Origin of the sequence: Kitasatospora sp. NPDC001527 (assembly GCF_040298605.1) — a bacterium.
Lineage (GTDB): Bacteria > Actinomycetota > Actinomycetes > Streptomycetales > Streptomycetaceae > Kitasatospora.
Genome location: NZ_JBEPAM010000008.1, coordinates 212,891 through 226,865 on the forward strand (window position 1 = coordinate 212,891; position 13,975 = coordinate 226,865).

A 13,975-nucleotide genomic window follows, 5' to 3' on the forward strand; every position below is an offset into this window, starting at 1 on the left:
CTGGTCGGGTCGGTGCGTACGGCGGCATGCTAGGCCCTCTCTTTCGGATCACGCCAGGCGGTCGCCGCCGGGAGCGGGGGCCCGCGCCCCCGCCCCCGGCGTGCTCCTACCGCGCGCCGGGCACCGGCGGCGCGGTCCTCGCCGGCCGCTCGGCCAGCGCCTCCAGGGCCAGCCGGACGCCCTCGGCGAGCTGCGGGTCCTCCCCCGCCGCCCAGGCGTGCGGCGGGAAGGGCACCTCGACGTCCGGGTCCACCCCGTGGTTCTCCAGGCCCCAGCCGACCCGCTCCGACCAGAACGCGTACTTCGGCTGGGTCACCAGGGTGCCGTCCACCAGCGAGTACCGGCTGTCGATGCCGATCACCCCGCCCCAGGTGCGGGTGCCGACCACCGGGCCGATGCCGAGCGCCTGGATGGCCGCGTTGACGATGTCGCCGTCCGAACCGGAGTACTCGTCGGCCAGCGCGACCACCGGCCCGCGCGGGGCGTCCTCGGGGTACGGCGAGGGGTTGGCGACGTCCCGGGCGACGCCCCAGCCGATGATCCGGCGGGAGAGCTTCTCGACCACCAGCTGCGAGGTGTGCCCGCCCCGGTTGCCCCGGATGTCGACGATCACGCCCTCCCGGGCCATCTCCGAGCGCAGGTCGCGGTGGATCTGCGCCCAGCCGGTGGTCTGCATGTCGGGGATGTGCAGGTAGCCGAGCCGGCCGCCGGAGAGCTCGCGCACGGCGGCCCTCCGGCCGGCCACCCAGTCGTGGTAGCGCAGCGCCTCGTCGTCGGCGAGCGGGACGACCACCGGGTGGCGCCGGTCGGTGCCGTCCTTGCCGGCCACGGTCAGCTCCACCGGCTGCCCGGCGGTGCCGGCCAGCAGCGGCGCCGGGCCGGTCACCGGGTCCACCGGGCGGCCGTTGACCGCCAGGACGGCGTCCCCCGGGCGGATCGCGGCGCCCGGCGCGGCCAGCGGCGAGTGCGCCCGCGGGTCCGAGGACTCGCCGGGCAGGATCCGGGCGATCCGCCACACCTCGCCGTCGCGGACCAGGTCGGCGCCGAGCAGGCCCTGCCGGCGGGCCGGCTCGGTGTGCCGGCCGTGCGGCACCACGTAGGCGTGCGAGGTGCCCAGCTCGCCGTGCACCTCCCAGAGCAGGTCCACCAGGTCGTCGTGCGAGCCGAGCCGCTCCACCAGCGGGCGGTAGCGGGCCAGCACGCCGTCCCAGTCCACCCCGGAGAGGTCCGCGCGCCAGAAGTTGTCCCGCATCAGGCGGCCGTTCTCGTCGTACATCTGCCGCCACTCGGCCGCCGGGTCGACGCTCACCCGCAGCCGGTCCAGGTCGACGTCGATCTCCTCGTCCTCGCCGGACGCCTTGTGGTCGGCGGGCAGGATCCGCAGCTCGCCCTCGTCCAGCACGGCCAGCCGGGTGCCGTCGCCGCTGACCGCGAACGCGTCCAGGCCGTCCACCAGCTGCTCGGCCCGGCGCTTGCGGAAGTCGAAGCGCTCCAGGGCGGGCCGCGGGCGCTCGTCCTCCAGCGAGGCGGCCTCGTCGCCCAGCTCGCCGACCAGCGGGACGCGGGTCCACAGCACGCCGTCCTTGGCGGCCCGCAGGCTGCCGAACCGGCCGCCCTCCACCGGGAACGCCACGATCCGGTCGGCGATGCCGTCCAGGTCGACCCGGGTCACCGGCGGCGCGTCGGCCCCGCCCTCCTCGCCATCCGTCCGCTTGCCGCGGGGCTCCTCGTCCTCGCCGCCGGCCGCCCGCCCGGCCCGGCTCGGCCCGAACGGGGACGGCGTGTCGGCGGCCAGGGTGATCAGGTACGGGCGGCAGCCGTTGGGGAACGACAGGTCGAAGACGTGCGAGTCGTACACCGGGTCGAAGTTGCGCACCGACAGGAACGCCAGGTGCCGGCCGTCCGCGGTGAACGCCGGCGAGGTGTCGATGAACCGCTGCGGGGTCGCCTCGGAGACCGTCCGGGTGGCCAGGTTGGCCAGCACGATCTGGCGCAGCGACCACGGCCCGAGGGCCGGCTGCGACCAGGCCAGCCACGCCGAGTCCGGGCTGAACGCCAGCCCGCTGACCTCGCCGTCCGCGCTGTGCGCCAGCTCGTGCACGGCCCCGTCGGCCAGCGCGACCAGCAGCACCCGGCCGTCGTGGGCGCCGGCCGCCAGCTGCTTGCCGTCCGGCGACACCACCAGCGTGCGGACCCGCCCCAGCCGCCCGGCGGCCAGCCGGCGGCGCTCGGCGCCGAGCACGGCGGGCGCGTACTCGATCGCGTCCTCGCCCTCGGCGTCGGTCACCCAGACCACGCCCTGCGCGGCGTCCTCGCCGGCCGCGCCCGGCACCACCCGGGCGAGGCGCCCGCGCACCCCCGGCGTCTCGTCCAGCACCCGGGCCGGGCCCTCCCGGTGGGTCAGCCAGTGCACGGTGCCGCGCACCACCACCGCGCCGGCCCGGCCGGTGCGGTCCGGGGCGGCGCCCTCCAGCCAGTACGCGGCGGACACCGGGCGGGGGCGCCGGCCGGTGAGCGGGCCGGACGGGCGGACGTCCGGGCGGCGCGGCTCGGCGCCGGCCAGGTCGTCCAGCAGCCACAGCTCCCCGGCGCTGTGCCAGACCACCCGGGTGCCGTCGGTGGCGGCGTCGCGGGCGTAGAAGCCCTCCGGGGAGGTGCCGTGGCGGCGCAGGTCGGAGCCGTCCGGGAGGCTGGAGTACAGGGCGCCGACGCCCTCGTGGTCGGAGAGGAAGGCGATGCGCTCGCCGACCCACAGCGGCGACTCGATGTTGCCGGTCAGCTCCTCGTGGACGCGCTCGAAGCGGTCGGTGCCGATCCACAGCTTGCCGGTCCTGCCGCCCCGGTACCGCTTCCACCAGGCCGGCTCCACGCCGAAGGCCGAGACCAGCAGCGTCCGGTCGCCGCCCGGCTCGAAGGCCAGCCCGCCGACCGGCCCGTACGGCAGGCGCTGCGGCTCGCCGCCGTCCAGCGGCACGGCGTGCGCCCAGGTGCGGCGCAGCGAGGCCTGTCCGGCGGCGGTGGTGGCGATCGGGCGGCCGTCCGCCGTCCAGCCGCGCAGCTGGGTCTGCGCGTCGCCCCAGTAGGTGAGCCGGCGCGACGGGCCGCCGTCCACCGGCACGAGGTGCACCTCGGGGGCGCCGTCCCGGGTCGAGGTGAAGGCCACGTGCCGGCCGTCCGGGGAGAACCGGGGGCGGCGGACCGGGACGTGATCGGCCGTCAGCCGCCAGGCCCGGCCGCCGTCCAGCGGGGCGAGCCACACGTCGTTCTCGGCCACGAAGGTGATCAGGTCACCGTGCAGGTGCGGGTGGCGCAGATAGGCGCCCACGGAGGTGCTCTCGGGTTCGCTCACACCCGTCACCCTGGCACGGGGCCGGTCCCCCGCGCCCGGACTTTCCCGACCCCGGCCCCCTGCGGGGGACGCGTGCTAGGACCAGCGGCCGGTGCGGCCCAGCAGCAGCGCGCCGGCGGCCACGCCCGCGGTGGAGGTGCGCAGCACCGACGGGCCGAGCCGGTACGGCTTGGCGCCGTCCGCGGCGAAGGCGGCCAGTTCCTCCGGGGAGACCCCGCCCTCCGGGCCGACCACCAGCACCAGGTCCCCGGTGCCCGGCAGCGCGGCGCCGGCCAGCGGCTCGGCGCCCTCCTCGTGCAGCACGGCCGCGAACGCGGCGCCGAGCAGCACCGGGGCCAGCTGCCGGGTGGTCATCACGTCGCGGACCACGGGGAAGCGCAGCCGGCGGGACTGCTTGCCGGCCTCCCGCGCGGTGGCCCGCCACTTGGCGAGCGCCTTGCCGCCGCGCTCGCCCTTCCACTGGGTGATGCAGCGCGAGGCCGCCCAGGGGATCACCACGTCCACGCCGACCTCGGTCATGGTCTCCACGGCCAGCTCGCCCCGGTCGCCCTTGGGCAGCGCCTGGACGACGACGATCCGCGGCGCCGGCTCCGGCTCGCGGCGCACGGCCGCCACCGTCACGTCGATCTCGTCCTTGCCGGGCACCGCCGCGACGGTGCCGTCCACGCCGAGGCCGAGCCCGTCCGTCAGGGTGAGCGCCTCGCCCGGCTCCAGCCGCTTCACGGCGGCCGCGTGCCGGCCCTCCGGCCCGTCCAGCCGCACCAGCGCGCCGGGCGCGGCGCCGGCGATCCGCTCGGTCTCGACGACGAACACGGGCGCGGTCATGCGGGGAACCTCCGGGGTGGGAAGGGGAACGGGGACGCGAAAGGGGTGCCGAGAAAGCCTCGGCACCCCCGCGCGGGACGGCTACCGGCCGTTGAAGGCGTCCTTCAGCCGGGAGAACAGCCCCTGCTGCCCGGGCGCGAACTGGCCGGACGGCCGTTCCTCGCCGCGCAGCACCGCCAGACGGCGCAGCAGCTCCTCCTGCTCGGCGTCGAGCTTGGTGGGCGTCTGCACCTCGACATGCACTATCAGGTCGCCCCGGCCGCCGCCGCGCAGGTGGGTGATGCCCCGGCCGTGCAGCGGGATGGACTGGCCGGACTGGGTGCCGGGCCGGATGTCGACCTCCTCCACCCCGTCCAGGGTCTGCAGCGGCACCTGGGTGCCGAGCGAGGCCGCCGTCATCGGGATGGTGACGGTGCAGTGCAGGTCGTCGCCGCGCCGCTGGAACACGCTGTGGGTGGTCTCGGCGATCTCGACGTACAGGTCGCCGGCCGGGCCGCCGCCGGGGCCGACCTCGCCCTCGCCGGCCAGCTGGATCCGGGTGCCGTTGTCGACACCGGCGGGGATCTTGACGGTCAGGGTGCGGCGGGCGCGGACCCGTCCGTCACCGGCGCACTCCGGGCACGGGGTCGGCACGACGGTGCCGAAGCCCTGGCACTGCGGGCAGGGGCGGGAGGTCATGACCTGGCCCAGGAAGGACCGGGTGACCTGGGAGACCTCGCCCTTGCCGCGGCACATGTCACACGTCTGCGCGGAGGTGCCGGGCGCGGCACCCTCGCCGCTGCAGGTGGTACAGGTGACGGCGGTGTCCACCTGGAGTTCCTTGGTGGTGCCGAACGCGGCCTCCTCCAGGGTGATCTCCAGGCGGATCATCGCGTCCTGGCCGCGCCGGGTGCGCGAGCGCGGGCCGCGCTGGCCGGAGGCGGCGCCGAAGAAGGCGTCCATGATGTCGGAGAAGCCGAAGCCGGCCGCGCCCGCGCCGAAGCCGCCCGCCCCGCCGCCGCCGTTCGGCGAGAGCGGGTCGCCGCCGAGGTCGTAGACCTGGCGCTTCTGCGGGTCGGAGAGCACCTCGTAGGCGGCGTTGATCTCCTTGAACCGCTCCTGCGTCTTCGGGTCCGGGTTGACGTCCGGGTGCAGTTCGCGCGCCAGGCGCCGGAACGCCTTCTTGATCTCGTCCTGCCCCGCATCCCGTCGGACGCCGAGTACCGCGTAGTAGTCCGTGGCCACCAAATGCTCCGCTTGTTCCGCCTGTAAGAGTGCTTGCGACTTGGGCGCCGTCAAATTTTTGACGGCGCCGTTCCTACGACTCGGCCAGGATCTGGCCCACGTACCGTGCCACCGCTCGCACCGCCCCCATTGTGCCCGGATAGTCCATCCGGGTCGGACCGATCACACCCAGTTTGGCCACGCTCTCGTCGCCCGAACCGTAGCCGACCGAGACGACCGACGTGGAATTCAGCCCCTCGTAGGCGTTCTCCCGGCCGATCCGCACCGTCATCCCGGCGTCCGCGGTCTCACCCAGGAGGCGGAGCAGGACGACCTGCTCCTCCAGCGCCTCCAGCACCGGCTGGATGGTGAGGGGGAAGTCGTGGCCGAAACGGGTCAGGTTGGCCGTGCCGGCCAGCATGATCCGTTCCTCGCTCTGCTCGGCGAGCGTCTCGAAGAGCGTCGCCAGCACCACCGTGACGGTCGGCCGGTCGGCCGCCTCGAACAGCGCGGGCAGGTCGTCGAGCAGCCCGGGGACGTCCGGGAGCCGCTGGCCGGCGGCCCGCGCGTTGACCCGGGCCCGCAGATCCGCCAGCAGCGTCTCGCCGACCGTGCCCGGGCAGTCCACCAGCCGCTGCTCGACCCGGCCGGTGTTGGTGATCAGCACCAGCATCACCTTCGCCGGGGCCAGCGCGACCAGCTCGATGTGCCGGACCGTGGAGCGGCTCAGCGAGGGGTACTGCACCACCGCGACCTGGCGGGTCAGCTGGGCCAGCAGCCGCACCGTGCGGGCGACCACGTCGTCGAGGTCCACCGCGCCGTCCAGGAAGTGCCGGATCGCCCGCCGCTCGGGCGCGCTCATCGGCTTGACCTCGGCCAGCTTGTCGACGAACAGCCGGTAGCCCTTGTCGGTGGGGATGCGCCCGGCGCTGGTGTGCGGCTGGTGGATGTAGCCCTCCTCCTCCAGCGCGGCCATGTCGTTGCGGACGGTGGCCGGGGAGACCCCGAGGTTGTGGCGGTCCACCAGGGCCTTGGAGCCGACCGGCTCCTCCGTCCCCACGTAGTCCTGGACGATCGCGCGAAGCACCGCGAGCTTGCGGTCGTCGAGCTGGCGGACCTCACCGGCCATGGGGCACGCACCTCCGTCTTCACGCGTTGTCCGTTGTGACACGCCGTTGTGGCACGTGTCCGTGTTCCGAGCTTCGGGCCGGCCCCGCAGGGCCCGGCCTTGGCACTCCGACCATCCGAGTGCCAGAACCGTACCTGCCAGTGTAAGGCCCGGGTCCGACGGCAGGAACGGCCCGGCCGGGGTGATCCTGCCCGCAGTTCGCGGCGCGCGGATGATGCCGCGGGCCCGTCCGGGTGGCAGCATCGGAAGCGGACGGCGAACGGAGGAACAGCGATGTCGACCCCGGGCCAGCACACCCGTTTCGCCCCCGACCGCGGCCTGACCGGCCGGATGGTGGGGACGATGTTCCTGATCGGACTGCTGTACGTCGGATTCACCGGGCTGCTGATCGCACTGCTGCGCGGCGCCTGGCCGATCATCGTCCTGATCTCCGGCGGCCTGTTCGTCGCCCAGTTCTGGTTCAGCGACAAGATCACCGAGCGGGCGATGGGCGCCCACCGGGTCTCCCCCGAGCAGTACCCGCAGCTGCACGGCGCCGTCGACCGGCTCTGCGCGCTCGCCGACATGCCCAAGCCCCGGGTCGCCGTCGCCGACAACGACATGCCGAACGCCTTCGCCACCGGCCGCAACCCGCAGAACGCGGTGGTCTGCGTCACCACCGGCCTGCTGCGCCGGCTGGAGCCGGAGGAACTGGAAGGCGTGCTCGCGCACGAGCTGTCGCACGTCGCCCACCGGGACGTCGCCGTCATGACGGTGGCCGGCTTCCTCGGCGTGCTGGCCGGCGCGATGACCAGGATCGCCATGTACGGCGGCTTCATGGGCGGCGGGCGCAACAGCAACGACTCCAACGCGGCGATCGCCGCGCTGGTCATTCCGCTGGTGTCGATCGCGGTCTACGCGATCAGCTTCCTGCTGACCCGGCTGCTGTCCCGCTACCGGGAGCTGGCCGCCGACCGGGCCGCCGCCCAGCTCACCGGCCGGCCCAGCGCGCTGGCCTCGGCGCTCACCAAGGTGACCGGCCAGATCGCCGCCATCCCGACCAAGGACCTGCGCCAGGCGCAGGCCTACAACGCCTTCTACTTCGCCCCCGCGCTGAGCGCCCGCGAGGCCGCCACCCAGCTGTTCTCCACCCACCCTTCGCTGGAGCAGCGGCTGGCCCAGCTGGCGAAGATCTCCGCGCGGCTCGGCCGCTGACCCGCCGACCGGCTCAGCCGCCGGCCCCGACCCGGAAGGACCGCCGTGGGAATCCTGGACGCGCTGTTCGGCCGCACCAAGCCCGTCAAGCCGGACCTCGACCAGTTGTTCGGGGTTCCCTCCGCCGCGCTGACCCTGGAGGCGGGAGCGGGACTGCGGCCCACCGGACTCGGCTCGGTCTGCTTCGCCTCGGTCGAGGGCGGGGCCTTCGACGAGGTCGAACGCCAGGTCCGGGCCCTGCTGGACGCCGACACCGAGCGCGGCGGCGTCCCCGTCGAGGCGTCCAGGGACGCGTACGGCTACTCCTGGCTGCTGGCCCGGCACACCCCCGAGGAGCTGCCGGAGCTAGTCAACGACCTGCACGCGGTCAACAGCGAGCTGGAGGCGCACGGCTTCGGGCCGCAGCTGCTCTGCTCGCTGGTCGGCTTCCGCGACGCCGACGGGCGCCGGCCGCTGGCCCTGGTCTACCTGTACAAGCGCGGCACCTTCTACCCCTTCGCGCCGCTGCCGGGCGGCGGGGAGAAGCGCGACAGCCCACTGGAGCTGGAGGTCAACGCGATGCTCGGCAACGACCTGCGGCTGGAGAAGGACCTCACCCGCTGGTTCCCGGTCTGGGGCGCGCCGGGGCTGTGAAAACCGGTGGCCGCGGCGGTCCGGCGCCCCTAGGGTCCGACCATGATCGACTGGACCGGTATCGAGACCGCCGAACCCACCCCCGACCTGCTCGCCGCGGTGAGCGCCGCCCTGCGCTCGCCCGACCCCGAGACCCGCGACAGCCGCGCCTACGAGCAGCTGTGCCGCTGGGTGCCCCTGCTCACCCCGGAGCAGCGCCTGGCCCTCGGCGACGAGATGGCCGAGCGGCTGTCCGACCCCGAGATCCAGGCCCGCACCTTCGCCCCGCTGGTCCTCGCCGACCTCGCCGACCTCGGTGCGCACCGGGGCGCCTGGCTGGACGCCTTCGCCCGCTGGTACCTCGCCGAGACCGACCTGCGCGGCTTCGACGCCGAACTCGGCTGGCTGCACGCCCTCGCGCACGGCGCCGACTACCTGGCCGCCCTCGGGCGCGGCCCGCTGCTCGCCGACCCGACGCCGCTGCTGGAGCTGGTCGCCGCCCGGCTGCTCGCCCCCACCGACCACGTCCTGGACGCCCTGGAGGACGACCGGCTCGGCCGCGCCCTCGCGCAGATCCTCACTCGCCCCGAGCTGACCGAGCGGCAGGCACTGGGCTGGCTCGACGTGATCGCCGCCCAGCCGCCGCGCCGCCCCTCGGCGACCACCGGCGCCGTGCCCGCCGTCGTCTCCAACACCCTGCGCACGCTGCGGATGCTGTACGTGCTCGCCGACCGGGGCGTGCGGATGGAGCGCGGCGGCGACCCGGTGCCGCTGCCGCACTCGGCCGCGCTGCGCGAACGGATCGCCGGGATCCTGGTGGTGAACTCGCCGTTCACCGGCTGACGCCTCGTAGACTCCGTGGAATGCGCAGCCGCCAGTACGGACCCGACCTGACCCCGCCGTGGAAGAAACAGACCCCCGCCCCCGAGGTGCCCGCCGAGCGGGACCTGGTGGTCGAGGAGGCGGCGAGCGGCTTCTGCGGGGCGGTGGTGCGCTGCGAGAAGACCGCCGAGGGCTTCACCGTCACCCTGGAGGACCGTTTCGGCAAGCACCGGGTCTTCCCGATGGTCCCGCGCGGCTTCCTGCTGGAGGGCCGGACGGTCACCCTGGTCCGGCCCCCGGGCCCGGCCCCCGCACGCGCCCCGGGCCGGACCGCCTCCGGCTCGGTCGCCGTCCCCGGTGCCCGGGCCCGGGTGGCCCGCGAGTCGCGGATCTACGTCGAGGGCCGGCACGACGCCGAGCTGGTGGAGCGGGTCTGGGGCGACGACCTGCGGATCGAGGGCGTGGTCGTCGAGTACCTGGAGGGCGTCGACGACCTGCCCGCGATCGTCGCCGACTTCGCCCCCGGCCCGGGCCGCCGCCTCGGCGTCCTGGTCGACCACCTGCTCCCGGGCACCAAGGAGCACCGCATCGCCGCCCGGGTCACCGGCCCGCACGTGCTGGTCGTCGGCCACCCCTACATCGACGTCTGGCAGGCCGTGAAGCCCTCCTCCGTCGGCATCCCCGCGTGGCCCGCCGTCCCCAGGGGCGAGGACTGGAAGACCGGCACCTGCCGCCGCCTGGGCTGGCCCGAGGACGCCCCGGCGGCGTGGAAGCGGATCCTGTCGAGGGTGGACTCCTACCGGGACCTGGAGCCCGAGCTGCTGGGCAAGGTCGAGGAGCTGATCGACTTCGTGACCCTGCCGCCTCAGGAGTAGGTCCGGAACTCCGAGGTGTCGAGAACGACGCCCAACAGGTCCAGCGGCACCGGCTCGCCGAACTTGGTGGTCCGCTCGGCCACGTAGTCCGGCAGCCCCGAGGCACTCGCCTCGGTCGGCTCGGCCAGCAGCACACAGAGGCCCTTGATCGGATCGACGATCAGGTAGAGGGGGACAGCACCCTCCGCGTAGAGCTCCCGCTTGGTGCGGTAGTCGCGCAGCACACTGGTCTTCGACACGACTTCGACGACCAACGTCACGGCCGGCGCGGGCACCAGACGCCCCGGCCCCTCGACGGTTCCTCGCTCGATCACCACCAGATCCGGCTGCGGCTCGCTCGCGTCGGCGGGGAACGCCACGTCCTGGGTCTGGAGCCGGTGCCACCGCGTGCGCGGGATCTGGTCGACGATCGACTCGACGATGAGGTCGTGGGCCATGTCCGGCCCCGCCGTCATCACGATTTCCCCCCTGATGAGCTCGGCCTTGAAGCCTTCCGGGACCTCCAGGTTCTCGAAGATCCCCGTCATCCGGTCATCGATGGCGGTCACTGCGCGCTCCCTCCGACGGCTGACACCACGTTAACGACACTCAGTCCACCAGGTCGCGCACCACCGCGTCCGCCAGCAGGCGGCCCCGGAGGGTGAGGGCGGCGCGGCCCCCGGACCAGGGCTCCGGGGCGAGGAGGCCGTCGGCCAGGTGCTGCCGCGCGGCCTTCAGGCCGGTCTCCGTCAGCAGGTCCAGCGGGATGCCCTCGGCCAGGCGCAGCTCCAGCAGGACGCGCTCGACGCGGCGGTCCTCGGCGGTGAGGCGCTCGCGGCCCTGGGCGGGGGTGCGCCCCTCGGCGAGGGCCCGGGCGTAGGCGGCGGGGTGCTTGGCGTTCCACCAGCGGACGCCGCCGACGTGGCTGTGCGCGCCGGGGCCGGCGCCCCACCAGTCGCCGCCGGTCCAGTACAGCTCGTTGTGGCGGCAGCGGCCCTCGGGGGTGGTGGACCAGTTGGAGACCTCGTACCAGGAGTAGCCGGCGGCGCCCAGCGCCTCCTCGGCGATCAGGTAGCGGTCGGCGTGCACGTCGTCGTCGATCATCGGCAGTTCGCCGCGCCCGACCCGGGCGGCCAGCCGGGTGCCCTCCTCGACGATCAGCGAGTAGGCGGAGACGTGGTCGGGGCCGGCTCCGATCGCGGCGTCCAGGGAGGCCCGCCAGTCGTCGTCGGACTCGCCGGGGGTGCCGTAGATGAGGTCGAGGTTGACGTGCTCGAAGCCGGCCGCGCGGGCCTCGGCGACGCAGGCCTCGGGGCGCCCGGGGGTGTGGTGGCGGTCGAGCAGCTTCAGCACGTGCGGGCGGGCGGACTGCATGCCGAAGGAGATCCGGTTGTAGCCGCCCTCGCGCAGCTCCGCCAGGTACGCCGGGTCCACCGACTCCGGGTTGGCCTCGGTGGTGACCTCGGCGCCCTCGGCGAGCCCGAACTCCTCGCGGATCGCGGCGAGCATCCGCACCAGGTCACGGGCCGGCAGCAGGGTCGGGGTGCCGCCGCCCAGGAAGACGGTGCGCACCGGCGGCGCGTCCGCGCCGAGGACCCGCCGGGCCAGCCGGACCTCGGCCACCACGTTGTCCGCGTACGTCTCCTGCGAGGCGACGGTGCCCGAGGAGCGCAGCTCGGTGGCGGTGTAGGTGTTGAAGTCGCAGTAGCCGCAGCGGCTCGCGCAGTAGGGCACGTGCAGGTAGAAGCCGAACGGCCGCGAGCCCAGCCCGTCGAGGGCGTGCGCGGGCAGGGAACCGTCGGACGGCACCGGTTCGCCGTCGGGAAGTGCGGAGGGCATGACCCCATTGTCCCGTACAGCCGGCCCCGCCTGTCCCGTACGGCCCTCCGGGCGGTGCGGGACAGGCGGGCCGGGCGCGGCGGGCGGGCCGGATCAGGCCTCGTTGGCGCCCGCGTACATCGCGGTGACCGCCTCCGCGTAGGTCCGCTCCACCACCGGGCGCTTGATCTTCAGGCTCGGGGTGAGCTCGCCGTGCTCGACGTCCAGGTCGCGCGGCAGCAGGTGGAACTTCTTGATCGTCTGCCAGCGCTGGAGCTGGCCGTTGAGCCGCCGCACGAAGCCGTCGATCAGCTCGTGGGTCCGCGGGTCGGCGACCACCTCGGCGTAGGAGCGGCCAGCCAGGCCGTGCTCGGCGGCCCACGGCATGATCACCGACTCGTCCAGGCCGATCAGCGCGGTGCAGTAGTTGCGGCCGTTGCCGATCACCAGGACGTTGCTGACGAACGGGCAGACCGCCTTGAACTTGCCCTCCACCTCGCTGGGCGCGACGTACTTGCCGCCGGAGGTCTTGAACAGGTCCTTCTTGCGGTCGGTGATCCGCAGGAAGCCGTCCGGCGACAGCTCGCCGATGTCCTCGGTGTGGAACCAGCCGTCCGCCTCCAGCACCTCGGCGGTCTTCTGGGGCAGGTTGTGGTAGCCGCGCATGACGCCGGGGCCGCGCAGCAGGATCTCGCCGTCCTCGGCGATCCGCACCTCGGTGCCCGGCAGCGGGCGGCCCACCGTGCCCACCCGGATGTCCTCGGCCCGGTTGACGCTGGAGCCGGCGCTGGTCTCCGACAGCCCGTAGCCCTCCAGGATCGGCACCCCGGCGCCGACGAAGAAGTAGCCGATCTCCGGGGCCAGCGCGGCACTGCCGGACACCGCCCCGCGCAGCCGCCCGCCGAAGGCGGCCCGGATCTTCGCGTACACCAGCCGGTCGGCGAGGGCGTGCTTCATCCGCAGCGCCGCCGGGGCGCTGCCCACGCCGGTCGCCACCCGGGTCTCCTGGACGGTGCGGGCGTAGTCGCGGGCGGTGCGCGCCGCCCACAGGAAGATCTTGTACTTGGCGCCGCCCTCCGCGCGGGCCTTTCCGGCGATGCCGTTGTAGACCTTCTCGAAGATCCGCGGCGCCGAGGCCATGATGGTCGGCCGGATCACCGGCAGGTTGTGGATGATCCGCTCCACCCGGCCGTCCAGCGCCATCACGTGCCCGGTCGCGATCTGCCCCGAGATCAGCGTCTTGCCGAACACGTGCGACAGCGGCAGCCACATGAACTGCACGTCGTCGGCGGCCAGCAGACCGCTCGCCTCCTGTGCCCGCCCCTCGTAGGCCCAGCAGTCGTGCACCAGGCGCACGCCCTTGGGGCGGCCGGTGGTGCCGGAGGTGTAGATGAGGGTCGCCAGCTGCTCCCTGTCGAGGGCGGCGACCGCCTTGTCGACGGCGTCCGGGTGCGCGGCCAGGTGCTCGGCGCCGAGCCGCTCCAGTTCGGCGAGGGTGATCACCCGCAGCCGGCCGGCCGGCGGCGGCCCGTCCGGCGCGTCGAACAGGATCACCGTCTCCAGCCCGGGCAGCCGGTCCAGTTCGCCGGCCACCTTGTCCAGCTGGGCCGCGTTCTCGGCGAACAGGGCCCGGGAGCCGGAGTCGGAGAGGATGAAGGCCGTCTCGTCGGCGTTGGTGCTCGGGTAGACGGCCGTGGTGGCCGCGCCGGCGCACATGTTGCCGAGGTCGGCGAGGATCCACTCCAGCCGGGTGGAGGAGGCCAGCGCGACCCGGTCCTCGGCCTCGATGCCCAGCGACAGCAGCCCGGCCGCCACCGCGTACACCCGGGCCGCGGTCTGCGCCCAGGTCAGCGACCGCCACTGCTCGGCGCCGGGGGTGCTGTCCGCCGCGTGCTCGTCCACCGGGACGGGATAGCGGTAGGCCTCGCCACCGGGGGTCAGCGCGACCCGCTCCTGGAACAGGTGGGCGACGGAGGCCGGGCGACCGGCCACGATGTCGGTGCGGCCGGAGTCGATCAGGGACTGCGCGGAACTCAACGAGGACCTCCGGGAGCGGGTGGCCGTCTGGAAGATGTGGCGTCCGTGGGGGCGGCCGCCGGCCCCCACGGCAACCGGACCGGTACCGGCGAGTAACAACGAGGGCTGCCAGCAGCCTAGGGGGAAACCGGT

11 protein-coding genes are annotated in these 13,975 nt (G+C 74.4%); 4 read left to right on the top strand and 7 right to left on the bottom strand.

Annotated elements, in window-relative coordinates; genetic code table 11:
• Positions 1-106: 106 nt before the first annotated feature.
• The 4 genes from ABT238_RS11705 to hrcA all read right to left on the bottom strand — a co-directional run bounded on the left by ABT238_RS11705 (position 107) and on the right by hrcA (position 6,506).
• The gene (locus tag ABT238_RS11705; protein WP_350566363.1) at positions 107-3,349 is read right to left on the bottom strand and encodes a S41 family peptidase; all 3,243 of its coding nucleotides are present in this window, start codon (positions 3,347-3,349) and stop codon (positions 107-109) included.
• A 75-nt stretch (positions 3,350-3,424) separates the two neighbouring features.
• Positions 3,425-4,174 carry a 16S rRNA (uracil(1498)-N(3))-methyltransferase gene (locus ABT238_RS11710; protein ID WP_350566361.1) on the bottom strand — a complete coding sequence of 250 codons (750 nt, stop codon included), beginning with the start codon at positions 4,172-4,174 and terminating at the stop codon, positions 3,425-3,427.
• A gap of 81 nt (positions 4,175-4,255) precedes the next feature.
• Entirely contained in the window at positions 4,256-5,398 is a 1,143-nt protein-coding gene (gene dnaJ, locus ABT238_RS11715; protein ID WP_350566360.1) for a molecular chaperone DnaJ, read from the bottom strand.
• 73 nt (positions 5,399-5,471) lie between these two features.
• The gene (gene hrcA, locus ABT238_RS11720) at positions 5,472-6,506 is read right to left on the bottom strand and encodes a heat-inducible transcriptional repressor HrcA (RefSeq protein WP_350566358.1); all 1,035 of its coding nucleotides are present in this window, start codon (positions 6,504-6,506) and stop codon (positions 5,472-5,474) included.
• Between the two features lie 273 nt (positions 6,507-6,779).
• Between hrcA and htpX the strand changes: the two genes are divergently transcribed.
• Genes htpX through ABT238_RS11740 form a run of 4 tightly spaced genes read left to right on the top strand, consistent with a single transcriptional unit; the run spans position 6,780 to position 10,009 of the window.
• Positions 6,780-7,700 (top strand): zinc metalloprotease HtpX, encoded by a 921-nt coding sequence (gene htpX / locus ABT238_RS11725; protein WP_350566356.1) that lies wholly within the window; start codon positions 6,780-6,782, stop codon positions 7,698-7,700.
• Between the two features lie 45 nt (positions 7,701-7,745).
• Complete coding sequence (pspAB, locus tag ABT238_RS11730) at positions 7,746-8,333, top strand: PspA-associated protein PspAB (RefSeq protein ID WP_350566355.1); 588 nt, start codon at positions 7,746-7,748, stop codon at positions 8,331-8,333.
• Between the two features lie 42 nt (positions 8,334-8,375).
• Entirely contained in the window at positions 8,376-9,155 is a 780-nt protein-coding gene (locus ABT238_RS11735; RefSeq protein ID WP_350756744.1) for a DUF2785 domain-containing protein, read from the top strand.
• Positions 9,156-9,175: 20 nt separating this feature from the next.
• Positions 9,176-10,009 (top strand): DUF3097 domain-containing protein, encoded by an 834-nt coding sequence (locus tag ABT238_RS11740; protein ID WP_350566351.1) that lies wholly within the window; start codon positions 9,176-9,178, stop codon positions 10,007-10,009.
• On the opposite strand, the gene ABT238_RS11745 is transcribed toward ABT238_RS11740, so the two are convergent.
• The 3 genes from ABT238_RS11745 to ABT238_RS11755 form a co-directional block, all read right to left on the bottom strand.
• Positions 10,000-10,557: a Uma2 family endonuclease gene (locus tag ABT238_RS11745; protein WP_350756747.1), complete on the bottom strand. Its 558-nt coding sequence runs from the start codon at positions 10,555-10,557 to the stop codon at positions 10,000-10,002. The two genes, ABT238_RS11740 and ABT238_RS11745, sit on opposite strands and share 10 nt — an antisense overlap.
• 40 nt (positions 10,558-10,597) lie before the next feature.
• Positions 10,598-11,827 (bottom strand): radical SAM family heme chaperone HemW, encoded by a 1,230-nt coding sequence (hemW, locus tag ABT238_RS11750; protein ID WP_350566347.1) that lies wholly within the window; start codon positions 11,825-11,827, stop codon positions 10,598-10,600.
• Positions 11,828-11,920: 93 nt separating this feature from the next.
• Positions 11,921-13,843 (bottom strand): AMP-dependent synthetase/ligase, encoded by a 1,923-nt coding sequence (locus tag ABT238_RS11755; RefSeq protein WP_350566345.1) that lies wholly within the window; start codon positions 13,841-13,843, stop codon positions 11,921-11,923.
• Positions 13,844-13,975 lie beyond the last annotated feature (132 nt).